We start from the raw sequence: 23,325 nt of genomic DNA on the forward strand, positions 1-23,325 counted from the left end.
CAAGGGTCGCCAATCGAGGACGAATCAGACCCCGCGCCTGCCCTCTGAAGGTTAGGCATTCGCCAAATTCCTCTAAGAGAAACAATGGCAGGAGAATTGCCTAACCGCGCCATCAAGCTCTTGAAATGATTCATTTCAATCAATCCTGCCGGGATCGCCATTTCAGTCTCAAGCGTTCATCGTGAGCCCGGTCTACGATGCGCGCCTGCAGAATCCACCGTCCTTCACGAACGCGTGGGTCGCCTCGCTCCGGGCTTTGATCTTGGCAAACGAGCCCTATCTATCCGCCGAGCGACGTGCGCCCGATAAGGACTTCGATGCCACTATCCGACTTGGCGAGAATGGCTGTCGCATCTGCGGTGGCGATTGTGGCAATATCGTTCCTGGCAGTTGACGCGGGAGTCGTGAACTCCGGCGTCATCACAAAGCCCATCGCGACGGCGCGGGCTTCCATCGCGGACGCGGCGGCCAGTCAGCATCAACTCGCCTTCGCCGTTCAGGCATGGACGCGTCGCGGCCACCAGAAGCCGGCCGTGGAAGAATGCCTGGCGATCGATTGAAACAGCGCAGTTGTCGCCGCTTTCGTTTCGCGGATGTATGCGCAACGTAACAATCATGTTTGTTACAGGCCATTATTCCCCCGGATGAAGATCGTCCAAATCCAGCCGAACAGTGCGCTCAAGGCGGCGACCGATGCGGCGATTGCCGCGGTCCGGGTCCACCAGATCTGCCGCTCGTGGCGTTCGATATCCGCCTCGGACTTTTGATTATCTTTCCAGTTCAGCCATTCCTGGGCGAACCCGATCGTCATGACCGGCGCGGTTCCGATCGCAATCGCTCCTGCGGATGCCGCGTCGGTCTGGGCTAGGCGCGCGCGGACGTTGGCTGCACCCGTCTTTTCAAGCACCGCAAGCCATTGCTGGGACTGTTCGTCTGAAACATGCCACGTGCATTCCCTGTAAGGAAACGCGTTCGATCGCTCTGTCATGGCCTTGCACCGTACTCACCCTTCAGTCTCGCCCTGATGTCGCGCCCACCACCCGGCAATCGCCGCCGCGAGATCCTTCCACAACGCGGTGGGCAAATCCGGCACGGCGACCCGGACGCTGTACCGATCCTTGGTCGCGTCGTGAAACCACTCGGTCGCCGCGAAATCGAAACCAAAACTGCCGGCGTGGCGAATGGGGAAGCCTTTGGCGCTGAGGTCGCGGCTCATGTCGTCGGCGGCCTGCCGCGCGGTCGCCTCGTCGAGGGCGCGCCTGCCGCGAAGCGTGACATAGAGGCCGTGGGTGAAATGCAGCTCGGCCGAGAGCGAAGCGAGCTCGGAGGCGAAATATCGCGCCGTGTGGCGACCGTTGCGCAGGATCGCCGCGACGCGCCTTTTCGTCAGCGCCCAATAGCCCGCTGAGCCCACGAATGGCGGGAAGTGCGCCGGCAACGCCGCGCCACCGAGAAGCCGGACGGCATTGCGGGTTTCCGCCGCCAGGCTTTCGGACAGCAGCTGGCCTGCCTTGAGGTCCTTCCGGCTCCAATGCCCGAACACGGCGGAGCCGAGCCGGCCGTATTCCACCCCGAGCGAATCCAGCTTGTTGTGGCTTCGCACCAACACGACGGGAATGTCCCATCGCGCGGCCCATCTCAGGACGCGCCGGATGCGCCCCGATCTGCCGGCGAAACATGTCGTGTCGAAAATCAACAGATCGAGCCCCGAACCGTCGCAACGCAAAGCCGCTTCGAACGCCCCGGCAGGAGCGCATGAATCCAGCAGGAGAAGCCGTGGCGAGGCTGCCGCAGCGAACGCTTCGGCCAGCGGCAGTCTGGCGGTGACAAGTCGCAAATGGGGGACGAGGCTCTCGATCAACTCCAGTGTCTCGCCGTATGTGCCCGGCAGCACCACGATGTCCGCCTTGCCGGTGATTCGTGCGGACGCGAGCAGCAGCGCGGAGATCGCGGCCATGCCGGATGCGGTATAGATCGCCTCGCTCCGGCAGCCGCGCTCGAGTTCATAGAACGAGGGACCGCGGACCTTGAGGTCCGCGCGCTGATAATCGTAGCTGAACACGAACGGACCGCTGGTGGGAGACGCCGCGTGCGACCAGGCGGTCTCCGTCGCCTTCCAGTCCTGCAGCGCATGCTCCGCGCGCAGCGCGGCGGCGAGCCGAAATTTGGAGTCCACGACCTCGTCGACCGATTGCGGCCGAGCCAAATGCAGCGGGCTCCTCAGGCAATCGTTCAGCAGCCCGATTTCCCTGTGCTTTCGTTCGAGATAGGCCTCGGAGGTCTCCATGCGGATATTGATAACGGTCCTGGCAATTGCGGTTGCCTTTCAACGCTCGGCGAACGCATTGGCTCCAGACAGTCGACCCCGCTCGTCCTTGCAACGAAGACCGGTCCTCGCCGTTGACACTTCACAAGGAGAACATCATGAGCGAGATCAGAGAGCATATGAAGATCATCGGCAAGGACGGCGCGCCTGTCGGCACCGTCGACCGCGTCGAGGGAAACCGCATCAAGCTGACGCGGAAGGACAGCCCGGAAGGTCACAAGGACCATCATCATTACATCGACACGAAATATGTGGGTGCCGTCGAAGGCGATATCGTCAAGCTTTCGGTCAATGCCGACGCGGTGCCGAAGTCGGAAGCAGCCTGAGTCAGCAAATTTCCCCGGAGGCTTTTTGTTTGTTCACGGTCCTGCTCCGCTTCGTTCCGCGAAACGAATCGCGATCGGAAAATCGTCGTCCGAACAAGTCTTAACGTCGCGTTTCTGCGACTCTCGTCAGGCGTCGAGCGTCACGAGTACGGGCCGCAAGCGGTAGGCGTCGATCGCGGCGTTGGACAGCAGCAACCGTCGGCGTTCGCCACCCCGCATCATGCGGTCGATCCTGTTTAGGATGAACCGGGCCGCGTCCCTGCGCTCGCCAGTAAGCAGGCCGGATTGGTCGAGATATTTCCAGGCAATCTCGAAGGACTCTGCGCGCAACTCGGGATCGTTCATAGCGGCTCAACGTCGGCGAGGAACCGACGTTCCATCGGCAAGATGCGCCTCCCCGGCCGGCCTTCATGATCTCGCGCGAAAAGGATTGAGGAGGCGCGGAACGAACCTCCGGTCGGCGCGTTCGCTACCGAGTGGTGCCGATTTGCCAGCCCCGATCGGCTCTCGAGAACCCCGTGCTTGTCCCCCCGAGCACGGGGTTTTTCTGTGAATACGGGTATTGTCGCAAGAACGTGGGCTCAGTCCGTCCGCTCTTCGCGCCGGTCGCGGGCGAGTTGATGCCAGGCCAGAGCCAGCTCGATGAGACGTTGCCGGTCGGGGCCTTCGGCCGCGACGGCGCGCTTCATCGCCGCCTCGGCTTCGTGCTGTGGATCGTACTTGGTACACATGAAGCCAATTCTAGCCGGACGATCTGGACAAGCGCGTGGCAATTTCGTCCGTATGATTGCGGGGTTAATGCCGTTCTCGGCGTTTGCGACTCGATCCAGTTCACACGTCTGTCTGGCCTTGATGCGCACCGATCTGTGAAGTGCGTCACAGCCGGCGCCCGGCGCCTCCGCTAAACAGTCCTCAGCGCTCTCAGGAGAGCGAGAAGGCATGGGAGGTGGTCCCGTCATGACACAAGAAGCCGCAGCCGAAATTGCCGTCCCGACGCGACGCGAAAGATCCGATCCGCTCGGCATCGCATATCTTGCGACCATCGGTATCGTGATGCTGGCCTGGATCGCAGGCCTGGTCTGGGCCGCGATCGCGTTCTTCAGCTGGCTGGTGTCCTGACGCGCGCGGCCACGCCACAAACGAAAAGAGGCGGACTTTTCATCCGCCTCTTCGCATCAGGTCTTGCCTGGAGTGCTCAGTAACACGCGCGAGGGTCGGCCTGCACATATTGGCCGCTCGGATAGCGGTAGTAGCAGTTGCCCTGGGCCAGATAGTAGCCAGGACGCGAAGCAGCCGTCGCGCCGGCGATCGCGCCGGTGGCACCGCCGATCACGGCGCCTGCGGCCGCACCTGAGGCGTTGCCCGAGATCAGGCCGCCCAGCAGGCCGCCGACGATGGCGCCGCCAAGCGCGCTCGCGCCGGGATCGGCCGGTGGCGGTGGCGGCGGCGGTTCATAGGCGACCGGCGGCGGGGCGTAGGCCACCGGCACGTCGTCGTAATAGTCCTCCGAGATGTAGGCCGGCGGGCCGGCCATCCGCTGCGGATAATAATACCGCGCGCCGCCGACATCCCACCACCAGCCGGAGCGGCCGTTGTGGACTTCGTGGCGCCAGCGTCCGCCATCCCAGGCGAGATGGCCGCGATAGCTGTGTCCGCCCCAATCGCGCGCCGGTGCGGGCCCCCTGGCGTAATTGCGTCCGGGCGGTGGACCGCCGGCATTGCGCGGCGCAGGACCTGGACCCGGACCTGCATGTCCAGGACCGCCGGCGTGAGGCTGGCCGCCGGGCTGTGGCGCGGGCCGGGCGGCCTGCTGCGGCGGCGGACCCTTGCGCATGTTCTGCGGAGCACTGGCGCCCGGTCCGGCCGATGGCTGGGCGGCGTCTCTCGGCGGCCTGGCCTCCTGAGCCTGCGCCGGGACGGCGAGCATCGACATCGCCGAAACCAAGGGAATGATGATCTTGATGCGACTGGACGCACTCATGCGTGCTTGCCCCCTACTCTCTCGATTGCGGTCAATGGCCGTGATGCCTGGCGCGATAGACGATTCGGCTCGCGCTGAGCTGATGCCGGCTGACATGACTGACCTGCTTTGGTCGCCCAAGTCCCGTTACAAATGATTAAGATCACGAGATTTTTTCGTCCGCGCGGGCCGCGCTGGAGTGCTTCTAGCGGGCCGGCTCGATCACGTTGCAGTTGCTTCGCCCGGACATCAGGCAGTCCTGCATCTTGCTGGCCGAGGTGAGATCGCGGGCGAGCCACCAGCCGACGCCGAGGATCACGATCGCGATGATCAAGCCCGCAATGGCGCCGCGGCGGTTGTCACCGGATTGAGGTTTTGGAGGGGATTTGGGCTTCGCGCCCGGTTCGGGCTTACGTTCGGACTTTGCTTCGGACTTTGACATGGCTGGCCGATCACGGGGGCGAGCGGGCTTTATCACCTCTGCGGCGTGGCGTCACATCTCGCCCAAGCTTCTCCCGGTTAGCCTCGGGTGGGCCGGATCGCTTCCTTGCGCGAGGTTTCGACCGCCGGGATCGCCTGCTGGACCCGCGGTGCGCAGGTCGTGAGCACGAACGCGGTCTGGGTGCATTCCCAATCTGCGCCCAGGACGGCACTTTCGATCGGCTGCGGCCGGGCGAGGAGCAGCGTGGCACCGGCCAGGGCTGCCACCGTGACGGCGATTGCGAGCGCCTTCACGCTTAGTCTTGAGATCGTCATACCCGTGCTCCGCGTCTCATACCGGGCGGGACGCTAGGCACCGCCCTGGTGCCCCCGTATGAGGGACATCACAATTCGGCAGTTTTTCGGGGCTACGAGAGATCGTCGGGGGCGGCGATTTTCGTCTACCTGATCGGCTGCGATTATAGGTGGCATCACGGCGCGCGCCGATGTACACGCATCTGCGTCGCGCGGCGCCCGCTATGCCCAGCCGACGTACCAACAGGCAGTGATGTAGGATCGAAAGCGAGGATGACAAGGTTCGCCGATGAGTGGATTTAGGGAACCAGGCTTCTCCGACCGACAAAAGGCGGCACAGGAAGCACGCAAGAACCTTTTGAACAAATTCAAGTCGCAGCCAGGGCCGGATGATCCGGCGGTTGTGGCGAAGCGTGCGGAGCGCGAGGCCCTTGCGGCCAAGCGCGCCGAGGCAAAGGCTGCGCGAGAGACTGAAAAGGCCGAGCAGAAGCGCCTTCAAGAGGAGGCTGCCGCGCTCGAGTCCGCGCGGATCGCCCGCGAAGCCGAAGAAGCCGTCGCGAAGGCGGCCGAAGCCGAGGCCGAGCAAAAGGCCAAGCGAGACGCTCGCTACGCCGCCCGCAAGGCGAAGCGCAAGTAACGTTCGCAAGTCTAACGCTCGCAAGTCACGTTCAATTGAATTTGGACTGAAACGACACTCTGGGGGGCGGTCATACGTGACCGCCCCCGGATTTTTGGCGCGCGTCTGTCTGTCGCAAGCGCCTCCTCGACGATGGAAGATCAGTGCTTCTTCATCATCCCGTCGTCTTTCTTCATCCCGTCCTTCGACATCGTGTCCTTCTTCATGCCGTCGTCCTTGGACATGGTGTCCTTCTTCATGCCGTCCTTGGACATCGTGTCCTTTTTCATCATGCCGTCATCCTTGCCCATCTTGTCCTGGGCAAAAGCGGCCGGCGACAGCGCGAGGCCGAGCGAGAGAACGGCCGCCGAAACGCCGAGCGCGATGCGGGTACGAATGGTCATGACTGGTCTTCCCTTCGAGATGGATGTTTGTCAGCGACGGACGCCGCTATCTGATCTCGACGGATTGCCACGGGGCGTTGTTACGCGGCCGGTGATAAATTTCTGCGCGCCCGCCGCCTTCCTTCGTTCGGCGGATGCAGGAGATCGGGCGTGTGCAACGCAACATAGCCGCCTCTTGCCGCGGCATTCGGTCTCGAACTATCAGACTAGAGAACATTGTCTGAAAGACCGGCTAGGATAGGCCTCAGCACGGTCTCAAAGACCAACCCAAAATCACGGCAAACAAGAACCCTCCAAAGAACCGTTCAAAAAACCGCCCAAGGGAATCACACCATGCTCACGCGCCGCCACCTGATCGCGACTGCCGTCGCCGCACCCGCCATTCTCCGTTTCGGCACCGGCACCGCGCATGCCGCGACCACGCTGAAGATCTCGCATCAGTTCCCGGGCGGCACCGTCGACAAGGGCGATTTCCGCGACCGGCTCTGCCGCATGTTCGCCGCCGAAGTCGGTAAGCGCAGCAACGGCGACATCGCCGCCGAGATCTATCCGAACTCCTCGCTGATCAAGACCAACGCGCAGTTCTCCGCGATGCGCAAGGGCGCACTCGACATCAGCCTCTATCCGATGCCCTATGCCGGCGGCGAATTGCCGGAAACCAATATCGGCCTGATGCCGGGCCTCGTCACCACCTACGACCAGGGCATGCGCTGGAAGAAGGAGCCGGTCGGCAAGGCGCTGACCGACTTCCTCGCCGACAAGGGCATCATCCTGCTCAGCTGGGTGTGGCAGGCCGGCGGCGTCGCCAGCCGCTCCAAGCCGATCGTGGCCCCCGAAGATGCCAAGGGTCTCAAGGTGCGCGGCGGCTCGCGCGAGATGGACATGGTACTGCAGACCGCCGGCGCCTCGGTGCTGTCGGTGCCCTCGAACGAAATCTACGCAGCGATGCAGACGGGTGCCTGCGATGCCGGCATCACCTCCTCGACCAGCCTGATCTCGTTCCGCCTCGAAGAGGTCGCGAAATCGCTGACCTCTGGCGCAGGGGCGTCCTATTGGTTCATGCTCGAGCCGCTGATGATGTCGAAGGCGATCTTCGACAAGCTGGCGAAGAACCAGCAGGACATCCTGCTCGCGGTCGGCACCGAGCTCGAAGCATTCGGCCGCAAGGGCGCGCAGGACGACGACGTCGAGGTCGCCAAGGTCTACGAGAAGGCCGGCGCCAAGGTCTCCGCGCTCGATGCCGCAACCGTCGGCAAGTGGCGTGACATCGCCCGCGACACCGCATGGAAGGACTACGGCGCCAAGACCGCGACCTCGGCCAACCTGCTCAAGCTCGCGACCGACGTCGCCGCATGAGCCACGGTCCGCTTCCGGATCGTGACGACCAGGCCAACGCTGCCGCAAGGACCGGCCTTGCGGCGGCGATCGATCGCGGTCTCGCCATCCTCAACAGCATCATCGTCGTGTTCGCCGCGATCGCGCTGATCGCAGCCTGCGCCATCCTGAGCTACAGCGTGCTCAGCCGCGCCTTGTTCAAGGCCGCCAATTATTGGCAGGACGAGGCGGCGGTGTTCCTGCTGGTCGGCGCCACCTTCATGACCGCCGCCTACGTGCAGCAGAACCGCGGTCACATCGGCATCGAGGCCTTCGTCGGCCTGCTCTCGCCGCTGGCGAACCGGATCAGGCTCTGGCTGGTCGATGCCGTGACGCTTCTGTTCTGCGCTTTCTTCGCCTGGAAGTCCTGGACGCTGGCGCATGAAGCCTATGTCGACGGCCAGGTCTCGAACTCGATGTGGTCGCCGCCGCTGGCGATCCCCTATTCGCTGATGGCGTTCGGCATGAGCCTGCTCTGCGTCCAGATCCTCGTGCAGCTTGCGCTGCCTTTCGCTGGAGCCAGGCGTTCATGAGCGTTTTCGGTATCGGCCTCGCGTACGGGATCGCGACGCTGGTCGTGATGTTTTCGGGCATGCCGATTGCGTTCGCGCTCGGCGCGGTCGCGGTCGTGTTCATGGGCATCTACATGCCCGCCGCCTCTCTCGATACGGTGACGCAGAACGTCTACGAGGAAATGGCCTCGATCACGCTGCTTTCGATCCCGCTCTTCATCCTGAAGGGCGCCGCGATCGGCAAGTCGCGCGCGGGCCAGGATCTCTACTCGGCTCTGCACGCCTGGCTGCACCGCGTCCCCGGCGGCCTCGGCGTCGCCAACGTGTTCGCCTGCGCGCTGTTTGCGGCGATGGCGGGCTCCTCGCCCGCAACCTGCTCGGCAATCGGCTCGGCCGGAATCCCCGAAATGCGCAAGCGCGGCTATTCCGGCGGTTTTGCCGCCGGCATCATCGCCGCCGGCGGCACGCTCGGCATCCTGCTGCCGCCGTCGATCACCATGATCCTGTTTGCTGTCGCCGCCGAAAAATCGCTGGGACGGCTGTTCCTCGCCGGCATTGGACCCGGCCTGCTGCTGGTCTCGTTGTTCGGCATCTACGCCGTGATCCGCTTCCGCCAGGAATATGCCGCGGCCGAAGCGGTCTACAAGAACGGCGGCCCGGAAGCTGCGATCCTCGCCCGCGACGAGTACACGCTCGCGGAACGCTTCAGCGTGCTGCCGCGCGTGATCCCCTTCGTGCTGCTGCTCACCGGTGTCATGATCGCGCTCTATGGCGGCTACGCCACGCCGTCGGAAACCGCCGGCCTTGGTGGCCTGCTGGCGCTGGCATTGATCGCGGCGATCTACAGCGTGTGGCGGCCGAGCGACCTCGCCCCGATCCTGAAATCGACGATCCGGGAATCGACCATGCTGATGATGATCATCGGCATGTCGCTGCTCTACTCCTACGTGATGAGCTATCTGCACATCTCGCAATCGGCGGCCGAATCCGTCGTCGCGATGCACCTGCCGCGCTGGGGCCTCTTGTTCGCGATCCTCGTCATGGTCGTCGTGCTCGGCTTCTTCCTGCCACCGGTCTCGATTATTCTCATGACCGCGCCGATCATCCTGCCGCCGCTCCGCGCGGCGAACTTCGACATCATCTGGTTCGGCGTCGTCATGACCATCGTGATGGAGATGGGACTGATCCATCCACCCGTCGGCCTCAACATCTTTGTCATCCGCAACGTCGCGCCCGATATCCCCTTGCGCGAAGTGATCTGGGGCACGCTGCCGTTCGTGCTGCTGATGATGGTCGCGGTGCTGCTGCTGTGCTTCGTGCCGGAGATCTCGACCGCGCTGCCGGATCTGGTGATGGGCCCGGACGGGAGCAGGTAAAACTCCCGTAGGGTGGATTAGCCGAAGGCGTAATCCACCTCTTCTCGTCAATGCGGTCAGAAAGAGGTGGGTTACGCTTCGCTAACCCACCCTACGATTTCTCTTTCCGCCGCGACCGCGGTGCGATCGCCACCACCTGCAACAGATCCTTACGCACGGCTTCGATGTGCCGCTCCAAAAACCGGCAGGCTTCATCGACCTTCTGCGCGCGACAGAGCGCGATCAGATGGGCGTGCTCCTTCTCGGCGGTCCCCATCGCCTTGGTGTTGGAGAGCTGAAGGCGCGTGTAGCGGTCGCTGGTTTGGAGCAGTGACAGCGCGATCGCCCGGGTGCGGGGCTGCGGGGCATGGACATACAACGCCATGTGGAAGTCGGCGTTGAGCTGCCCCCATTCGCTGACGTTGCGGGCCTTGATCGCCTTCTCGAAGCTCTTGTGGATGTCGTCGAGCCCCGCGAAATCCTCCGCCGTGAATCGGGGAGCCGAGTGCGCCAGCAGCCGCGGCTCCAGGATCCGGCGCAGGTCGAAGACGTCGTTGATCTCGTCCAGTGACAGCTCGGAGACGATGGCGCCCTTCTGCGGAACGATCCGCACCAGGCCCTCCGCTTCGAGCTGAAACAGCGCCTCGCGCACCGGGATACGGCTGACGCCATAGGCCTCGCCAAGCGCATCCTGGCGCAGTTGCGATCCGGCCGGATAGGTCCCGTCGAGGATTGCCTGTCGGAGTTGGTCGACGATCGCAGCCGACAGGGTGCGATGCTTCAGAGGCGCTTTCATCCGATATTCCGTCCGTTCCCGACTCGGCCGGCCGGAACGGTCCCTGTCTTGCATGTTGATGTCATCCCGTCCCCCGCGAAAAGGTCGTGCACGCCTTCGAGGCAGCCCGCAATTCCATTTGACAGCCAAAATGTATAAATTATACATTCGGCCATCGCACGACAAATCTTGCGGGCAATGGGGCCTCTTCATGATCGAGCAGACGATGCCGGCCACGCGCGCGTTCAGCGTTCGACGCATGATCGTCCGCGCTTCCAGCGCCCTGCTCGCTGTCGAGCGCATCGCATTGATGGGCCTGATGTACCTGCTCACCGGCCTGATCCTGGTCAACGTCGTCACCCGCTACTCGCATTTTCCGATCTACTGGATCGACGAATCCGCGGTCTATTGCGTGGTCTGGCTGACCTTCATTGGCGCCTCCGCGATGACGCGGCTGCGGCTCGATTTCGCGGTGACGATGCTGACGGAACGTCTTTCGCCCCGCATCCGGAAGATCGCGAAGGCGATCTCGACGGGCCTCGTCGTCGTGTTCGGCCTCGCCCTGATCGTTACCTGTGTGCTCTGGATGGACCCTATCGGCCTTGCCCGCGCCGGTTTCGACGGGCGCAAGCTGGCGGCCCAGACCTTCAATTTCCTCTACACGGAGCACACCCAGACGCTGAACTGGCCGACCTGGGTGCTCTATCTGACGCTGCCGATCTTCGCGGTGTCGATGACCGTGCATGGCCTCGCCAATTTGCTGGAAGACCTCGAGCTGGTTCCGCGCACGCAACCGAAGGGCTTTGCGCTCTCCGAACTCGACGGGGTCAACTGATGATCACGTCGGCAGCCTTCCTCGCGATCATGCTGGTCGGCGTGCCGATCGGCCTCTGTCTGTGTCTCGCCGGCCTGGTCTACATCGCGGCGTCAGGCAATCCCGTGCTGTTCCAGTCCTATCCGCTCCAGCTGTTCGGCGGCGTCGACAGCTATGGCCTGATCGCCATTCCGCTCTTCATCCTGATCGGCGAGATCATGAACGGCGGCGGCATCACGCGGCGCATCGTCGATATGGCGATGGCCTTCGTCGGCTCGCTCAAGGGCGGGCTCGCCTACGTCAACATCCTCGCCAACATGTTCATCTCCTCAATCCTGGGATCGGCGACCGCACAGGTCGCGATCATGGCCCAGATCATGGTGCCGGAGATGGAGAAGAAGGGCTACGACAAGACGTTTGCGGCGGGGCTGACCGCCTATGGCGGCATGCTCGGCCCGATCATTCCGCCATCGGTGATGTTCGTGGTCTACAGCGTGCTCGCGCAGGTCTCAGTCAGCGACATGTTGATCGCCGGCATCGTGCCGGGTGTGATCCTCACCGTGATGTTCTGCGTCGTCATCGCCCTGATGGGATACATCTACAACTATCCACGCGCCGACTATCAGACGCCGCGGCAGCGCGTGGCGACGATCCTGCGGACTTCGCCCACCCTGCTGATCCCGATCGTCATCGTCGGCACCATCCTCGGCGGTCTCGCCAACGCGACGGAATCCGCCGCCGTCGGCGCCGTTGCCGCAGCCCTGGTCGGAAAGTTCTGGACCAGGGAGTTCGAATTCTCGCAGCTGCCGCAGATGATGCTGCGTAGCGCGATCTATGCGGCGATCGTGCTGTTCCTGGTGGCCGCCGCGGCGGTGTTCTCCTGGGTGCTGATCTTCGGCAAGGTGCCGCAGGAAACCGCCGCCTGGATCCAGACGGCCGCCAAGGACCCGATCAGCTTCATGCTGATTTGCAACGTCATCCTGCTGGTGATCGGCACAGTGATCGACGGCATTCCCGGCCTGATCATGACGGTGCCGATCCTGCTGCCGGTCGCAACCGACGTCTATCACATCGATCCCAGGCATTTCGGCGTCGTGGTGGTGATCAACCTGGTTCTCGGCCTGTTGTCCCCGCCGGTCGGGCTCTGCTTCTTCGTCGCGGCCGCCGTCACCGGCGCCAAGCCCGGCAAGATGTTCATGGTGACCCTGCCCTTCTTCGTCATCTCCTGCGTCCTGCTGGTGCTGCTCTCGCTCTATCCGTCGCTCTCGCTGATCCTCATCAAATAGGCCCGTCAAAAAGGAAGCCCGACCATGCCGCTTTCACGCCGCCGCTTTCTCGCAGCCAGCGCCGCCGCATCGGTGTTCGCGCCGTCGCTGGCGCTCGCCCAGTCCAAGGAATTCCGCCTCGGCCTGATCACGCCGAACGGCCATTCCTGGAACAAGGCCGCACTCAAATTTGGCGAAGACCTCAAAGCCGCTACCAACGGCCGCCTGACCCTCACCGTGTTCCACTCCGGCCAACTCGGCAACGAGCCCGCGATGATGCAGCAATTGCAGTCCGGCGCGCTCGACATGGGCTTCATCCAGGCCGCCGAGCTCGGCTCGCGCGTGCCGCACATCGCTGCGATCAACGCGCCCTACATCGTCCGCTCGACCCCTGCGGTCGCGAAATTCGTGCGGCATCCGGCGGCGGTCAAGCTGTTCGAGGTGCTGCCGCAGGAGACCGGGACGATCGGGCTAGGCTGGGGCATCACCGGGATGCGGGCGGTATTCTCCTCCAAGGATCTGACTTCGCTCGCCGACATCAAGGGCATGAAGCTGCGGATCAATCCGACGCCGGTCTATCGCGATTTCTACTCATCGCTGGGTGCAGCCCCGACGCCGATTCCGACGCCGCAGGTGTTCGACGCGATGGCCAACGGCCAGGTCGACGGCCTCGAAGCCGACCTCGAATTCTCCTGGAACCAGCGCTTTGACAAGGTATCGAAGGTGATCCTGCAGATGAACGCCGTCTTCATGCCGATGGCCGCAGTGGTGTCGGGCCGGGTCTGGCAGTCGCTCCCCGCCGCCGACCGCGAGCTGATCGCCAAGACCGTCAAGTCGACGCTGGATGCGCAGATCGACGAGTTGGCCTCCAACGAGCCCACCCTGATCGAGAATTTCCGCAACGCCCCGATCCCGATCCGCCAGGTGCCAGCCGGCGATACCGAAGCTGTCATTGCCGAGTTCGACAAGATCTGGCTGCCCAAGGCACCCGTCCTCGCCGAGTTGCGCAAGGTCGGCGCCACGCTCTGACCCCACCCGCCATCCCCTTCAAAACACCCGGCGGATCCAGCCTCCCGCCGGCAAAATCCCCTCGGAGTCAAACCATGAGCCGCCGCGTTTCCTGGGAAGGCGTCTTCCCGGCCGTCACCACGCAATTCCACGACGATCTCTCGCTCGACATCGACGCGACCGCGAAGGTGATGGACGGGCTGATCCGTGACGGCGTCTCCGGCCTGATCGTCTGCGGCTCGGTCGGCGAGAACACCTCGCTTCAGCGCAAGGAGAAGGTCGCGATCATGGAGACCGCGAAGTCCGTCGCGGCCGGCCGCGTCCCCATATTGTGCGGCATCGCCGAATTCACCACGGCCTTTGCGGTTGAAACCGCGAAGGAGGCCGCGCGCGTCGGCATCGACGGCGTGATGGTGATGCCGGCCCTGGTCTATTCGTCCAAGCCGCACGAGACCGCCGCGCATTTCCGCGCCGTCGCCACCGCGACGGACCTGCCGGTGATGCTCTACAACAACCCGCCGATCTACAAGAACGACGTCACGCCCGACATCCTGGCCACGCTCGCGGACGTCGAGACCGTCGTCTGCTTCAAGGATTCCTCCGGAGATACTCGGCGCTTCATCGACACCAGGAACATGGTCGGCGATCGTTTCGTGCTGTTCGCCGGCCTCGACGACGTCATCGTCGAGAGCATCGCGATGGGCGCCGTGGGGTGGGTCTCCGGCATGTCCAATGCCTTCCCGCGCGAGGGCGAGACGCTGTTTCGTCTGGCCAAGGCGGGGCGCTTTGCCGAGGCGATGCCGCTCTACGAATGGTTCATGCCGCTCTTGCATCTCGATGCGCGCCCGGACCTCGTCCAGTGCATCAAGCTGTGCGAGCACATCATGGGCCGCGGCACCGCGCTGACGCGCCCGCCCCGCCTCGCGCTGCTGCCGCAGGAGAAGGCTGAGGTCGAGGCGATGATGGTGAAGGCCCTCAAGAGCCGACCGCGCCTGCCGGATGTCGGGCTGAAGGCAGCCTGATCCTACAAGAGCTCTCTCAGTCGTCATTGCGAGGAGCTCTTGCGACGAAGCAATCCAGACTTATCCCGCGGAGGGACTCTGGATTGCTTCGCTGCGCTCGCAATGACGGAGAACTAGGAAGCGGCGCGCTTCTTCTTCGCGTTCAGCGCGGACGCCACGCGGCTCACGGGCGACTTGCCCAGCACGCCGCTCATCTCATTCGTGGCGGCCAGCAGTCGGTCCATATCGACACCGGTCCTGATTCCCATGCCCTCGAGCATGTAGACGACGTCCTCGGTCGCGACATTGCCGGTCGCGCCCGGCGCGTAGGGGCAGCCGCCGAGGCCGCCGGCGGCGGCATCGATGACGCGGACACCCTCCTCCAGGCCGGCATAGAGATTGGCGAGCGCCTGGCCGTAGGTGTCGTGAAAATGCATCGCGAGGTTGGCGGGAGGGATGTTGGCGCTGACCGCCCGCAGCATCTCTTTGGCTTTGGCCGGCGTGCCGACCCCGATGGTGTCGCCGAGCGAGATTTCGTAGCAGCCGAGCTCCCACAGCGTGGTGGCGAGATCGGCCACCGCCTTCGGCTTGATCTCGCCGTCGAACGGACAGCCCAGCACGCAGGAGATATAGCCGCGGACCTTGACACCATCGGCGTTGGCGCGCGCCAGCACGGGCCTAAACCGCTCGATGGATTCGGCGACCGTGCAATTGATGTTGGCCCGCGAAAAGCCCTCGGAGGCCGCGGCGAACACGGAGACCACCTTCGCGCCCGCGGCGCGCGCGGCGTCATAGCCCTTCTCGTTCGGCACCAGCACGTGGAATTCGGCGCCGATCAGGTGGCTGACGCCGCGCAGCACAGCGTCCGAGCTCGCCATCTGCGGGATCGCCTTGGGCGAGACGAAGGCCCCGACCTCGACTGTATTGAGGCCGGCGGCAACCAGCGCCTCGATGAAGGCGATGCGGGCCTCGACGCTGACCGCCGTCTTCTCGTTCTGCAAGCCGTCGCGCGGCCCCATTTCGATGATGCGGACCTGATCGCTCATCTCATTCTCCGGAAGGCTCGACCACGGCGAGCTCGACGCCCTCCTGGATGATGTCGCCGACCTTGCACTTGATGGACTTCAGCACGCCGGCATAGGGCGCCCGCAGCGTCTGCTCCATCTTCATCACTTCCAGGGTGAGGATCGGCGCGCCCTTCTCGAGGTTGGCACCCTCCTCCGCCAACACGGCGACGACGGTGCCCGGCAACGGCGCCGCGATCTTGTCCGCGCCGGCCTGCTCCTCCATCTCGCCGCCGAACGGATCGACCCAGTGCAGATCGAAGCGGCCGTTGCGCGTGCGCAAATACAGCTCATGACCATCGATCACGGCCGCGACCGACGATTTGACGCCGTCGAGGGTCAGGTCGAAGCCGCCGTCCTTCGCCGCGATCGTGAACGGCAGCTCGCGCTCGCCGATCATCAGCGTCGACGGCCCGCTGCCGTAGTTCAGCACAACCTTTTGCTCCGGCCCGTGGCCAACGCGGAAAGCAAAGCCGCGCTGGCGGCGGCCGACCGGCATCCAGCCAAAGGTCTGCCAGGGCGAGCTCGCCTCGCCTTGCGCGGCCTGCCGCTCATCATTGACGATCGCAGCCACCGCGGCACACAGCTCGAGCTCGCCTGGCGCCGGCGGAGCCTGCGTCAGGACCGCCAGCTCGCGTTCGATGAAGCCGGTATCGATCGCGTTCGCCCTCACCTTCGGATGCGTCATCAGCGCCGACAGGAACGGGATGTTGGTGACGATGCCGCGAACGTCTGAATCCTCAAGCCCGCGATTCAGCCGCTCGATCGCGACATCCCGCGTCGGTGCCCAGGCGATCATCTTTGCCAGCATTGCATCGTAGTACGGCGAGACGGCATCGCCCTCGCGATAGCCCGCGTCGATGCGCAGACCGCCGGTTTCCGCGGGCAACCGCCAGGTCGAAATCTTTCCAACTGACGGCATGAAGTTCTTGGTCGGGTTCTCCGCGTAGACCCGAGCCTCGACGGCATGGCCGTTGAGCTTGATCTCATCTTGTTTGAGCGGCAGCGCCTCGCCGAAGGCGACCCGGAGCTGCCACTCGACGAGGTCGATCCCGGTGATCAGCTCGGTCACGGGATGCTCGACCTGGAGGCGGGTGTTCATCTCGATGAAGAACACGTCCTTGCCGTCGGAGACGAACTCGATTGTGCCGGCGCCGACATAGTTCACCGCGCCCGCCGCCTTTCGCGCGGCGGCGCAGACCGTCTCGCGCTGGGCTGGATTGAGCGTCGGCGACGGCGCCTCCTCGATCACCTTCTGGTGGCGGCGCTGCAGCGTGCATTCGCGCTCGAACAGCGACAGGAGATTGCCGTGGCTGTCGCCGATCACCTGCACCTCGATATGCCGGGGATTGTCGACGTATTTTTCGATCAGCATGCGGTCGTCGCCGAACGCCGCTTTTGCTTCCCGCTTGGCGCTAACGATCGCAGGCGCGAGCTCGTCCGCGGAGCGAACGATGCGCATGCCACGTCCGCCGCCGCCTGCGGACGCCTTCACCAGGATGGGAAAACCGACCTTCTCGGCCGCCTTCGCCAAGGTCGCCTCGTCCTGGGCCTCGCCGTGATAGCCGGGCACCAGCGGCACGCCGGCCTTCTCCATCAGCGCCTTGGAGCCGGACTTCGAGCCCATCGCCGTCATCATACCGGCGGTCGGGCCGACGAAGACCAGTCCCGCATCGAAGCACGCCTGGGCGAATTCGGCATTCTCCGACAGGAAGCCGTAGCCGGGATGGATCGCCTCCGCTCCCGTCTTGCGCGCGGCCTCGATCAGCCGTTCGGCATTGAGGTAGCTGTCGCGGGCGCGTGCGGGCCCGAGCAGCACGGCCTCGTCGGCGAGCGCGACATGCATCGCACCGCGGTCCGCCTCGGAATAGACCGCGACCGTGCGCAGGCCCATGGCGCGCGCGGTGCGGATCACGCGGCAGGCGATCTCGCCGCGGTTGGCGATCAGGAGCGTGCGAAAACGGCGGTAGAGCTTTGAGCGGTCCATCGCATCACATCCTGAACAGGCCGAATTTCGTCGGTTCGATCGGCGCATTCGACGCCGCCGAGAGGCCGAGGCCGAGCACCAGCCTTGTGTCGGCCGGGTCGATCACGCCGTCGTCCCACAGCCGCGCGGTCGCGTAATACGGGTGCCCCTGGCTCTCATATTGCGCGCGGATCGGACTGCGGAATGTCTCTTCGTCCTCCTTGGACCAGCTATCGCCCTTGGCCTCGATATTGTCGCGGCGGACCTGGCTCAGCACCATCGAGGCCTGCTCGCCGCCCATCACCGAGATGCGCGCGTTCGGCCACATCCACAGGAAGCGCGGCGAGTAGGCGCGGCCGCACATGCCGTAATTGCCGGCGCCGTAGGAGCCGCCGATCACGACGGTGAATTTCGGCACCGACGCTGTCGCCACCGCCGTCACGAGCTTGGCACCATCCCGCGCGATGCCGCCGGCTTCGTATTTCTTACCGACCATGAAGCCCGTGATGTTCTGCAGGAACACCAGCGGAATGCCGCGCTGGCAGCATAGCTCGATGAAATGCGCCCCCTTCAGCGAGCTCTCGCTGAACAGGATGCCGTTGTTGGCGATGATGCCGACTGGAAAACCCCAGATGTGGGCGAAGCCGCAGACCAGCGTCGTGCCGTAGAGCTTCTTGAATTCGTCGAACTCGGAACCATCAACGACGCGCGCAATGATGTCGCGCACGTCGAACGGCTTGCGCCCATCGACGGGCACCACGCCGTAGATCTCCTCCGCCGCAAACAAGGGATCGCGCGGCGGATGCATGTTGAGGTTCGGTCGCACGGATGGCTTCAGCGTGCCGACGATGCGGCGGGCGATGCCGATCGCGTGCGCGTCGTTCTGGGCATAATGATCGGTCACGCCCGACTGCCGCGAATGCACGTCGGCGCCGCCGAGTTCTTCCGCGGTCACCACTTCGCCCGTCGCCGCCTTCACCAGCGGCGGCCCGCCGAGAAAGATCGTGCCTTGATTGCGCACGATGATGCTCTCGTCCGACATCGCGGGGACATAGGCGCCGCCCGCAGTGCAGGACCCCATCACGATGGCAATCTGCGGAATGCCTTGCGAGGACATCTGCGCCTGGTTGTAGAAGATGCGGCCAAAGTGACGCTCGTCCGGAAAGATCTCGTCCTGCAGCGGCAGGAAGGCGCCGCCGGAATCCACCATGTAGACGCAGGGAAGATTGTTCTGCCGCGCCACGTCCTGCGCGCGCAAATGCTTCTTCACGGTCATGGGATAATAGGTGCCGCCCTTGATGGTGGCGTCGTTCGCGACGATCACGCATTCGCGGCCCGCGATGCGCCCGACACCGGTGACGACGCTCGCCGAATGCACGTCGCCGCCATAGAGGCCATAGGCGGCGAGCGGCGACAGCTCCATGAACGCTGTGCCGGGATCGACCAGCAGGTCGACGCGCTCGCGCGCCAGCATCTTGCCGCGCGACGTATGTCGGTTGCGCGAGACCTCGCCGCCGCCGCCGGCAACCTGGCTCAGCTTTTCGCGCAAATCCGCGACGAGGCTGCGCATGGCCTCGGAATTGCGTGCAAAGTCCGATGAAGACGTATCGATGCTGGAATGGAGCGGCATGTTGATTCCAATTGCGTGAAGGTTTTAAGCCGTCTCGGCCATCAATTCGCGCCCGATCAGCATGCGCCGGACCTCCGAGGTGCCGGCGCCGATCTCGTAGAGCTTTGCATCGCGCCACAGACGTCCGACCGGAAATTCGGATGTGTAGCCGACCCCGCCCAGCGCCTGGATCGCCTCGCCCGCCATCCACGTCGCCTTCTCGGCGGAATAGAGGATCGCAGCCGCCGCATCCTTGCGCAAGCTGCGCGCATGATCGGCGCGGTCGCAGGCGCGCCCCACCGCGTAGACATAGGCGCGCGTGGCCTGCCAGGTCGCGTACATGTCGGCGAGCTTGCCTTGCATGAGCTGGAAGTCGCCGATCGGCTGCCCGAACTGCTTGCGCCCGTGCATGTAGGGCACCACCGCGTCCATGCAGGCCGCCATGATCCCGAGTGGGCCGCCGGAGAGGACCGTGCGCTCATAGTCGAGCCCGGACATCAGCACCTTGACGCCCTCGCCGACCTTGCCAAGCACGTTCTCCTCCGGCACCTCGCATTCGTCGAAGAACAGCGGATAGGTGTTGGAGCCACGCATGCCGAGCTTGTCGAGATGCTGGCCATGGCTGAAGCCCTTGGCCCCCTTCTCGACCAGGAAGGCGGTCATGCCGCGCGGGCCGGCTTCGGGATCGGTCTTGGCATAGACCACCAGCACGTCGGCATCACCGCCATTGGTGATCCACATCTTCGAGCCGTTGAGCACGTAGCGGTCGCCGCGCTTGTCGGCGCGCAGTTTCATCGAGACGACATCAGAGCCGGCGCCGGGCTCGGACATCGCGAGCGCGCCGACATATTCGCCGGAGATCAGCTTTGGCAGATAGCGCTCGCGCTGCGCATCATTGCCGTTGCGGCGGATCTGGTTGACGCAGAGATTGGAGTGGGCGCCGTAGGAGAGCCCGACCGCGGCCGAGCCGCGCGAAATCTCCTCCATCGCGACGATATGGGCGAGATAGCCCATGTTGGAGCCGCCATATTGCTCCGGCGCGGTCATGCCGAGCAGGCCGAGGTCGCCGAGGCGCTTCCACAGGTCCGCCGGGAACAGATTGGCTTTCTCGATATCGGCGGCACGCGGGGCGATCTCCGCCTCCACAAAGGCGCGCAGCGTGTCGCGCAGCATGCTGATGTCTTCACCCAGATCGAAATCGATGCTCGGGATATTCAAGGCGATTCCTCCGTATTTTGGGGACCGAACCTAGCGGCATCGGGGCCCTTCTGCGGTCGAAAAGGTTGCATTTTCCGCCAAACTTGGCGAGGATTTTCCCAGAGGATTTCCGATGCCTTTTCAAGTCGCAACTGCGATCCCGCGCCGTGCCGTGACCCCTGCCGCCTTCGTCCGCGGCGTCGTTGCCGCTTACGAACGCTACGGCCGCGATCCGACCGAGGCGCTGAGCCGGGGTCAGGTAACGCCAGACCTTGTCAATTCTCCGGATGGGCGGGTCACGGCCGGCCAGTTCGAGGCGCTGGCGGGCCACGCCATGCGCGAGCTCGATGACGAGGCGCTCGGCTGGTTCTCGCGGCGGCTGCCCTTCGGCACCTACGGCATGCTGTGCCGCGCCTCGATCACCGCCCCGACGCTGGAGGTCGCGCTCAAGCGCTGGTGTCGGCACCATCGTCTGCTTACCGAGGACGTGCTGCTCGATCTCGCGGTCGGCGAGGAGACCGCGGTCGTGTCCATCCGCGAACTGGCCGACCTCGGACCTCTACGCGAATTCTGCCTGGTCACCCTGCTCCGCTATGTCCTAGGCTTTTCCTGCTGGGCTGTGGATTCAAGGATCGCGCTCCGCACCGCGGAATTTCCGTACCCCGAACCCGGCCATGTCTCGGTCTATCCGACCATCTTTTGCCGAAACATCCGCTTCGATTCCGACTGTGCTTCCATCATCTTCGACAAGCATTATCTGTCGTTGCCGCTCACCCGTAGCGCGGCGGACCTCGACAACATGCTCAAGGGCGCGCTGCGGCTGACCGTACTGCCGTATCGGCGCGACCGGCTGCTGGTCGAGCGTGTTCGCCGCGTGCTCCGCGATGCGCGCGGACGCAGTCTCGGCGCCGAGGATGTCGCGCGCGAGCTGGCGCTCTCCACCCGTACGATGCATCGGCGCCTGCGCGAGGAAGCGACCTCGCTGCGCGATCTGAAGGAAGAAGCAAAATTCGAGCTCGCCAAGCAGGAGCTGATGCGCGGTCGCAGCCCGATCAAGCGGATCGCGGAGATCGCCGGCTTCCGCAACGAGAAAAGCTTTTCCCGCGCCTTCCGCACCTGGGCCGGCGCCTCACCACGCGAGTTTCGCGGCAGGTATCGCTGACGCGTGGGCTGTCATGCTGTTGCGGCCTCCGAGATCCAACTCGGAGGCCGCAACATTTCGAAACCGGTCCCGATCAGTTCGAGTTGGTCTGCCCGCCCGGGCGGAGCTTGGTGCGCGACTGCGTCTGCTTCGGCTGGAAGGCCAGCGCGTCGGTCGACGTCTTCGCGCCGCCGCTCTGCGAGCACGAGCCGCCGATGCCGCCGGCCGCGGCCCGGCAGGCCTCCATCGTCGGATAGCCGCAGCCGTGCGCGGCCTGGGCGCCATTGGTGATGCAGTAGTCTTCCGCCTGGGCAGCCGGCGCGGTCATCATGAGAAACGCAGATGCAAACAGCGTCGCAGCGGATGCGACGAACGTCTTCGAGATCGAGGTCATGTTGTCTTTTCCTGCTTCAGGGTCCCACAAAAGAGGCCTCGGCATGCGACGCAGGCTGAGGTTCACACCTGGCATGTAGGCCGGCACCAGGAACCGGCAATCACGGCTCGGCGCATTGCAGGACTTCGCAAATCACATGTCACAGTTAGGTGAGTTACTTAGCTTTTTATCCACCTTATCCGAACCTGTATCCCGGTAAGGGAATCACTCCCGCGCCTTCGGATTTTTGGATGTCGTTGTGCGAGCCACGTTTAGGATCCGTCGCCGCCGAACTATCCTGCCGCCGCGATCTCCTGCAACGGCAGCGGTACGTCCTTCGCCACGCCCAGCACCGGGAAGCTGCGGACGTTCTTCACGTTCGGCATCGCGGCGAAATGCAGGAGCTGCTGGCGCATGCTCTCGACGCTCGGCGCCACGCATTTGAGAAGATAGTCGGTGTCTCCCGAAATCCGCCAGCACTGCTGGATGCGCGGGATCGCGGCGATCGAGCTCTCGAACGCCGCCAGCACCGGCTGGGCCTGGCTGCCGAGTTGGATCGAGACGAACGACACCACCTCGTAGCCGAGCAGCCGCTCGTCTATGACGGCGCGCACCGCCCGGATCACGCCGCGGCTGAACAGCGATTTCAGCCGCCTCACGCAGTTGGGCCCGGACACCCCGACGCGCAGCGCAAGCTCGTTGTTGCGAACCCACCCGTCCTGCTGCAATTCGGAGAGTATTTTCAGATCGACGCCGTCGAGCTGGTCACGCCCCGCCATAGCCCACCTCGTCATGCTCGTCTTATGCGCGGCAGCGAAGCACGGAGCGGAATGGCTGCCAAGGGCAGGACGATGGGAAGAACCCGCGTGGTTGCCTGAGCTTGTCCCGGCCAGCCGCGGGCTTTCACGCGGAGGCTAAAAACGTAGATGCCCGGGACCCGGCTCCGCCAAGGCTTCGCCGGGCATTCGGTGTTGGGCCGGCGAAGCTTCAGCGAAGACGGCAAGCCCAGGCATAACGAGAGTCTCGACGCGCGGCCCGCCCTCAATGCGTCCAGGGCTCGCCGCGGCGGAACGAGAAATTGTCGGAATAGGCGACAGGCCGGCGCACCGATTCCTTCGGCTCGATCACCTGGTAGGCGATGCCCTTGCGCTCGCAATAGGCGACGGCCTCTTCCTTGCTGTGAAAGCGCAGCGTGATCTGCTGCTTCATGTCGCCGGACGAGGTCCAGCCCATCAGCGGCTCGACCGCGCGCGGCTGCTCGGGCTCGTAGTCGAGCTGCCATTCCTTGGTCTTCGACCGGCCGGATTGCATCGCGTTCTTGGCGGGCTTGAAAATTCGTGCGGTCATGGATGGTCCGGGCCTCTTGTTCGTCTTTTCGTTCGATTTCGATGCGTCACGGTAGCAGTTGGTGGAAACCGCGGGCATAGTATAGAGACACCTTTTGGGAACTGATCGGTGATTCCGGCCCCCGGGATGCCTCGCCGATGGGTATAATCATTATGCT

The 23,325-nt window shown here is 64.3% G+C and carries 28 protein-coding genes; 12 read left to right on the forward strand and 16 right to left on the reverse strand.

Annotated features, from left to right (window positions below; all coding sequences use genetic code 11):
• Window positions 1–404 precede the first annotated feature (404 nt).
• Window positions 405–560, forward strand: coding sequence for a hypothetical protein (locus ABIC03_RS00370; RefSeq protein WP_275172625.1), 156 nt, complete (start codon window positions 405–407; stop codon window positions 558–560).
• 62 nt (window positions 561–622) lie between these two features.
• Here ABIC03_RS00370 and ABIC03_RS00375 read toward each other — a convergent pair whose 3' ends face one another.
• Both ABIC03_RS00375 and ABIC03_RS00380 read right to left on the reverse strand, forming a co-directional pair.
• Window positions 623–988 carry a hypothetical protein gene (locus tag ABIC03_RS00375; RefSeq protein ID WP_354054591.1) on the reverse strand — a complete coding sequence of 122 codons (366 nt, stop codon included), beginning with the start codon at window positions 986–988 and terminating at the stop codon, window positions 623–625.
• Window positions 989–1,003: 15 nt separating this feature from the next.
• A complete protein-coding gene (locus ABIC03_RS00380; RefSeq protein ID WP_354054593.1) occupies window positions 1,004–2,287 on the reverse strand; it encodes a hypothetical protein in 1,284 nt (427 codons plus the stop codon).
• Window positions 2,288–2,424: 137 nt separating this feature from the next.
• On the opposite strand from ABIC03_RS00380, the gene ABIC03_RS00385 reads away from it, so the two are divergent.
• Entirely contained in the window at window positions 2,425–2,652 is a 228-nt protein-coding gene (locus ABIC03_RS00385; RefSeq protein WP_275172628.1) for a DUF2171 domain-containing protein, read from the forward strand.
• A gap of 126 nt (window positions 2,653–2,778) precedes the next feature.
• Here ABIC03_RS00385 and ABIC03_RS00390 read toward each other — a convergent pair whose 3' ends face one another.
• Both ABIC03_RS00390 and ABIC03_RS00395 read right to left on the reverse strand, forming a co-directional pair.
• On the reverse strand, window positions 2,779–2,997 hold the full coding sequence (locus ABIC03_RS00390) for a hypothetical protein (protein ID WP_275172629.1): 219 nt from the start codon (window positions 2,995–2,997) through the stop codon (window positions 2,779–2,781).
• Window positions 2,998–3,233: 236 nt separating this feature from the next.
• Complete coding sequence (locus ABIC03_RS00395; RefSeq protein WP_197031201.1) at window positions 3,234–3,383, reverse strand: hypothetical protein; 150 nt, start codon at window positions 3,381–3,383, stop codon at window positions 3,234–3,236.
• 226 nt (window positions 3,384–3,609) lie between these two features.
• On the opposite strand from ABIC03_RS00395, the gene ABIC03_RS00400 reads away from it, so the two are divergent.
• On the forward strand, window positions 3,610–3,771 hold the full coding sequence (locus ABIC03_RS00400) for a hypothetical protein (protein WP_007610185.1): 162 nt from the start codon (window positions 3,610–3,612) through the stop codon (window positions 3,769–3,771).
• A gap of 76 nt (window positions 3,772–3,847) precedes the next feature.
• On the opposite strand, the gene ABIC03_RS00405 is transcribed toward ABIC03_RS00400, so the two are convergent.
• From ABIC03_RS00405 to ABIC03_RS00415, 3 genes are all read right to left on the reverse strand, one after another.
• On the reverse strand, window positions 3,848–4,633 hold the full coding sequence (locus ABIC03_RS00405; protein ID WP_275172630.1) for a hypothetical protein: 786 nt from the start codon (window positions 4,631–4,633) through the stop codon (window positions 3,848–3,850).
• Window positions 4,634–4,817: 184 nt separating this feature from the next.
• Window positions 4,818–5,054: a hypothetical protein gene (locus tag ABIC03_RS00410; protein WP_275172631.1), complete on the reverse strand. Its 237-nt coding sequence runs from the start codon at window positions 5,052–5,054 to the stop codon at window positions 4,818–4,820.
• A gap of 77 nt (window positions 5,055–5,131) precedes the next feature.
• Complete coding sequence (locus ABIC03_RS00415; protein WP_275172632.1) at window positions 5,132–5,368, reverse strand: hypothetical protein; 237 nt, start codon at window positions 5,366–5,368, stop codon at window positions 5,132–5,134.
• Window positions 5,369–5,636: 268 nt separating this feature from the next.
• On the opposite strand from ABIC03_RS00415, the gene ABIC03_RS00420 reads away from it, so the two are divergent.
• Complete coding sequence (locus tag ABIC03_RS00420) at window positions 5,637–5,984, forward strand: DUF6481 family protein (protein WP_275172633.1); 348 nt, start codon at window positions 5,637–5,639, stop codon at window positions 5,982–5,984.
• Between the two features lie 140 nt (window positions 5,985–6,124).
• Here ABIC03_RS00420 and ABIC03_RS00425 read toward each other — a convergent pair whose 3' ends face one another.
• The gene (locus tag ABIC03_RS00425) at window positions 6,125–6,367 is read right to left on the reverse strand and encodes a pentapeptide MXKDX repeat protein (RefSeq protein WP_007591301.1); all 243 of its coding nucleotides are present in this window, start codon (window positions 6,365–6,367) and stop codon (window positions 6,125–6,127) included.
• Window positions 6,368–6,700: 333 nt separating this feature from the next.
• Between ABIC03_RS00425 and ABIC03_RS00430 the strand changes: the two genes are divergently transcribed.
• From ABIC03_RS00430 to ABIC03_RS00440, 3 genes are read left to right on the forward strand one after another with little or no spacing between them, the layout of a single operon-like run.
• Window positions 6,701–7,723 carry a TRAP transporter substrate-binding protein gene (locus ABIC03_RS00430; protein WP_354054599.1) on the forward strand — a complete coding sequence of 341 codons (1,023 nt, stop codon included), beginning with the start codon at window positions 6,701–6,703 and terminating at the stop codon, window positions 7,721–7,723.
• A complete protein-coding gene (locus ABIC03_RS00435) occupies window positions 7,720–8,274 on the forward strand; it encodes a TRAP transporter small permease (protein WP_106943529.1) in 555 nt (184 codons plus the stop codon). The genes ABIC03_RS00430 and ABIC03_RS00435 overlap by 4 nt, the downstream gene beginning before the upstream one ends.
• Window positions 8,271–9,629, forward strand: coding sequence for a TRAP transporter large permease (locus tag ABIC03_RS00440; protein WP_354054602.1), 1,359 nt, complete (start codon window positions 8,271–8,273; stop codon window positions 9,627–9,629). The genes ABIC03_RS00435 and ABIC03_RS00440 overlap by 4 nt, the downstream gene beginning before the upstream one ends.
• Window positions 9,630–9,720: 91 nt before the next feature.
• Here the strand turns inward: ABIC03_RS00440 and ABIC03_RS00445 are convergent, their stop codons facing one another.
• A complete protein-coding gene (locus ABIC03_RS00445; protein WP_354054604.1) occupies window positions 9,721–10,404 on the reverse strand; it encodes a GntR family transcriptional regulator in 684 nt (227 codons plus the stop codon).
• A 205-nt stretch (window positions 10,405–10,609) separates the two neighbouring features.
• Here ABIC03_RS00445 and ABIC03_RS00450 point away from each other — a divergent pair, with 205 nt between their 5' ends.
• The 4 genes from ABIC03_RS00450 (at window position 10,610) to ABIC03_RS00465 (ending at window position 14,492) form a co-directional block, all read left to right on the forward strand.
• Window positions 10,610–11,218 carry a TRAP transporter small permease gene (locus ABIC03_RS00450; RefSeq protein WP_275172659.1) on the forward strand — a complete coding sequence of 203 codons (609 nt, stop codon included), beginning with the start codon at window positions 10,610–10,612 and terminating at the stop codon, window positions 11,216–11,218.
• Complete coding sequence (locus ABIC03_RS00455) at window positions 11,218–12,483, forward strand: TRAP transporter large permease (RefSeq protein WP_354054606.1); 1,266 nt, start codon at window positions 11,218–11,220, stop codon at window positions 12,481–12,483. Before ABIC03_RS00450 ends, ABIC03_RS00455 begins: the two co-directional genes overlap by 1 nt.
• A 24-nt stretch (window positions 12,484–12,507) precedes the next feature.
• Window positions 12,508–13,491 (forward strand): TRAP transporter substrate-binding protein, encoded by a 984-nt coding sequence (locus tag ABIC03_RS00460; RefSeq protein ID WP_275172637.1) that lies wholly within the window; start codon window positions 12,508–12,510, stop codon window positions 13,489–13,491.
• A 74-nt stretch (window positions 13,492–13,565) separates the two neighbouring features.
• A complete protein-coding gene (locus tag ABIC03_RS00465) occupies window positions 13,566–14,492 on the forward strand; it encodes a dihydrodipicolinate synthase family protein (protein WP_354054609.1) in 927 nt (308 codons plus the stop codon).
• A 113-nt stretch (window positions 14,493–14,605) separates the two neighbouring features.
• On the opposite strand, the gene ABIC03_RS00470 is transcribed toward ABIC03_RS00465, so the two are convergent.
• Genes ABIC03_RS00470 through ABIC03_RS00485 form a run of 4 tightly spaced genes read right to left on the reverse strand, consistent with a single transcriptional unit; the run spans window position 14,606 to window position 20,283 of the window.
• A complete protein-coding gene (locus ABIC03_RS00470) occupies window positions 14,606–15,517 on the reverse strand; it encodes a hydroxymethylglutaryl-CoA lyase (protein ID WP_354054611.1) in 912 nt (303 codons plus the stop codon).
• A gap of 1 nt (window position 15,518) precedes the next feature.
• A complete protein-coding gene (locus ABIC03_RS00475) occupies window positions 15,519–17,522 on the reverse strand; it encodes an acetyl/propionyl/methylcrotonyl-CoA carboxylase subunit alpha (protein WP_354054613.1) in 2,004 nt (667 codons plus the stop codon).
• Window positions 17,523–17,526: 4 nt separating this feature from the next.
• Complete coding sequence (locus tag ABIC03_RS00480; RefSeq protein ID WP_354054615.1) at window positions 17,527–19,131, reverse strand: carboxyl transferase domain-containing protein; 1,605 nt, start codon at window positions 19,129–19,131, stop codon at window positions 17,527–17,529.
• A 24-nt stretch (window positions 19,132–19,155) separates the two neighbouring features.
• Window positions 19,156–20,283, reverse strand: coding sequence for an isovaleryl-CoA dehydrogenase (locus ABIC03_RS00485; protein ID WP_502916927.1), 1,128 nt, complete (start codon window positions 20,281–20,283; stop codon window positions 19,156–19,158).
• A gap of 157 nt (window positions 20,284–20,440) precedes the next feature.
• On the opposite strand from ABIC03_RS00485, the gene ABIC03_RS00490 reads away from it, so the two are divergent.
• Entirely contained in the window at window positions 20,441–21,469 is a 1,029-nt protein-coding gene (locus ABIC03_RS00490; RefSeq protein WP_354054620.1) for an AraC family transcriptional regulator, read from the forward strand.
• Between the two features lie 73 nt (window positions 21,470–21,542).
• Here the strand turns inward: ABIC03_RS00490 and ABIC03_RS00495 are convergent, their stop codons facing one another.
• The 3 genes from ABIC03_RS00495 to ABIC03_RS00505 all read right to left on the reverse strand — a co-directional run bounded on the left by ABIC03_RS00495 (window position 21,543) and on the right by ABIC03_RS00505 (window position 23,168).
• Window positions 21,543–21,842 (reverse strand): DUF3551 domain-containing protein, encoded by a 300-nt coding sequence (locus ABIC03_RS00495; RefSeq protein WP_354054622.1) that lies wholly within the window; start codon window positions 21,840–21,842, stop codon window positions 21,543–21,545.
• Between the two features lie 272 nt (window positions 21,843–22,114).
• Window positions 22,115–22,600 carry an Lrp/AsnC family transcriptional regulator gene (locus tag ABIC03_RS00500; protein ID WP_354054625.1) on the reverse strand — a complete coding sequence of 162 codons (486 nt, stop codon included), beginning with the start codon at window positions 22,598–22,600 and terminating at the stop codon, window positions 22,115–22,117.
• A 262-nt stretch (window positions 22,601–22,862) separates the two neighbouring features.
• On the reverse strand, window positions 22,863–23,168 hold the full coding sequence (locus tag ABIC03_RS00505) for an ETC complex I subunit (RefSeq protein WP_247499210.1): 306 nt from the start codon (window positions 23,166–23,168) through the stop codon (window positions 22,863–22,865).
• Window positions 23,169–23,325: the final 157 nt, after the last annotated feature.

This window comes from Bradyrhizobium sp. RT6a, assembly GCF_040547675.1.
Lineage (GTDB): Bacteria > Pseudomonadota > Alphaproteobacteria > Rhizobiales > Xanthobacteraceae > Bradyrhizobium.

What these genes read in the sequence shown, in the direction of transcription:
- ABIC03_RS00430 (WP_354054599.1), top strand. Translation starts at nt 6,701, where the DNA reads ATGCTCACGCGCCGCCACCTGATCGCGACTGCCGTCGCCGCACCCGCC.
- ABIC03_RS00390 (WP_275172629.1), bottom strand. Translation starts at nt 2,997, where the DNA reads ATGAACGATCCCGAGTTGCGCGCAGAGTCCTTCGAGATTGCCTGGAAA.
- ABIC03_RS00405 (WP_275172630.1), bottom strand. Translation starts at nt 4,633, where the DNA reads ATGAGTGCGTCCAGTCGCATCAAGATCATCATTCCCTTGGTTTCGGCG.
- ABIC03_RS00375 (WP_354054591.1), bottom strand. Translation starts at nt 988, where the DNA reads ATGACAGAGCGATCGAACGCGTTTCCTTACAGGGAATGCACGTGGCAT.
- ABIC03_RS00490 (WP_354054620.1), top strand. Translation starts at nt 20,441, where the DNA reads ATGCCTTTTCAAGTCGCAACTGCGATCCCGCGCCGTGCCGTGACCCCT.
- ABIC03_RS00410 (WP_275172631.1), bottom strand. Translation starts at nt 5,054, where the DNA reads ATGTCAAAGTCCGAAGCAAAGTCCGAACGTAAGCCCGAACCGGGCGCG.
- ABIC03_RS00500 (WP_354054625.1), bottom strand. Translation starts at nt 22,600, where the DNA reads ATGGCGGGGCGTGACCAGCTCGACGGCGTCGATCTGAAAATACTCTCC.
- ABIC03_RS00455 (WP_354054606.1), top strand. Translation starts at nt 11,218, where the DNA reads ATGATCACGTCGGCAGCCTTCCTCGCGATCATGCTGGTCGGCGTGCCG.
- ABIC03_RS00480 (WP_354054615.1), bottom strand. Translation starts at nt 19,131, where the DNA reads ATGCCGCTCCATTCCAGCATCGATACGTCTTCATCGGACTTTGCACGC.
- ABIC03_RS00435 (WP_106943529.1), top strand. Translation starts at nt 7,720, where the DNA reads ATGAGCCACGGTCCGCTTCCGGATCGTGACGACCAGGCCAACGCTGCC.
- ABIC03_RS00420 (WP_275172633.1), top strand. Translation starts at nt 5,637, where the DNA reads ATGAGTGGATTTAGGGAACCAGGCTTCTCCGACCGACAAAAGGCGGCA.
- ABIC03_RS00460 (WP_275172637.1), top strand. Translation starts at nt 12,508, where the DNA reads ATGCCGCTTTCACGCCGCCGCTTTCTCGCAGCCAGCGCCGCCGCATCG.
- ABIC03_RS00465 (WP_354054609.1), top strand. Translation starts at nt 13,566, where the DNA reads ATGAGCCGCCGCGTTTCCTGGGAAGGCGTCTTCCCGGCCGTCACCACG.
- ABIC03_RS00385 (WP_275172628.1), top strand. Translation starts at nt 2,425, where the DNA reads ATGAGCGAGATCAGAGAGCATATGAAGATCATCGGCAAGGACGGCGCG.
- ABIC03_RS00450 (WP_275172659.1), top strand. Translation starts at nt 10,610, where the DNA reads ATGCCGGCCACGCGCGCGTTCAGCGTTCGACGCATGATCGTCCGCGCT.
- ABIC03_RS00440 (WP_354054602.1), top strand. Translation starts at nt 8,271, where the DNA reads ATGAGCGTTTTCGGTATCGGCCTCGCGTACGGGATCGCGACGCTGGTC.
- ABIC03_RS00505 (WP_247499210.1), bottom strand. Translation starts at nt 23,168, where the DNA reads ATGACCGCACGAATTTTCAAGCCCGCCAAGAACGCGATGCAATCCGGC.
- ABIC03_RS00395 (WP_197031201.1), bottom strand. Translation starts at nt 3,383, where the DNA reads ATGTGTACCAAGTACGATCCACAGCACGAAGCCGAGGCGGCGATGAAG.
- ABIC03_RS00400 (WP_007610185.1), top strand. Translation starts at nt 3,610, where the DNA reads ATGACACAAGAAGCCGCAGCCGAAATTGCCGTCCCGACGCGACGCGAA.
- ABIC03_RS00475 (WP_354054613.1), bottom strand. Translation starts at nt 17,522, where the DNA reads ATGGACCGCTCAAAGCTCTACCGCCGTTTTCGCACGCTCCTGATCGCC.
- ABIC03_RS00470 (WP_354054611.1), bottom strand. Translation starts at nt 15,517, where the DNA reads ATGAGCGATCAGGTCCGCATCATCGAAATGGGGCCGCGCGACGGCTTG.
- ABIC03_RS00485 (WP_502916927.1), bottom strand. Translation starts at nt 20,283, where the DNA reads ATGCTGCGCGACACGCTGCGCGCCTTTGTGGAGGCGGAGATCGCCCCG.
- ABIC03_RS00415 (WP_275172632.1), bottom strand. Translation starts at nt 5,368, where the DNA reads ATGACGATCTCAAGACTAAGCGTGAAGGCGCTCGCAATCGCCGTCACG.
- ABIC03_RS00495 (WP_354054622.1), bottom strand. Translation starts at nt 21,842, where the DNA reads ATGACCTCGATCTCGAAGACGTTCGTCGCATCCGCTGCGACGCTGTTT.
- ABIC03_RS00445 (WP_354054604.1), bottom strand. Translation starts at nt 10,404, where the DNA reads ATGAAAGCGCCTCTGAAGCATCGCACCCTGTCGGCTGCGATCGTCGAC.
- ABIC03_RS00380 (WP_354054593.1), bottom strand. Translation starts at nt 2,287, where the DNA reads ATGGAGACCTCCGAGGCCTATCTCGAACGAAAGCACAGGGAAATCGGG.
- ABIC03_RS00425 (WP_007591301.1), bottom strand. Translation starts at nt 6,367, where the DNA reads ATGACCATTCGTACCCGCATCGCGCTCGGCGTTTCGGCGGCCGTTCTC.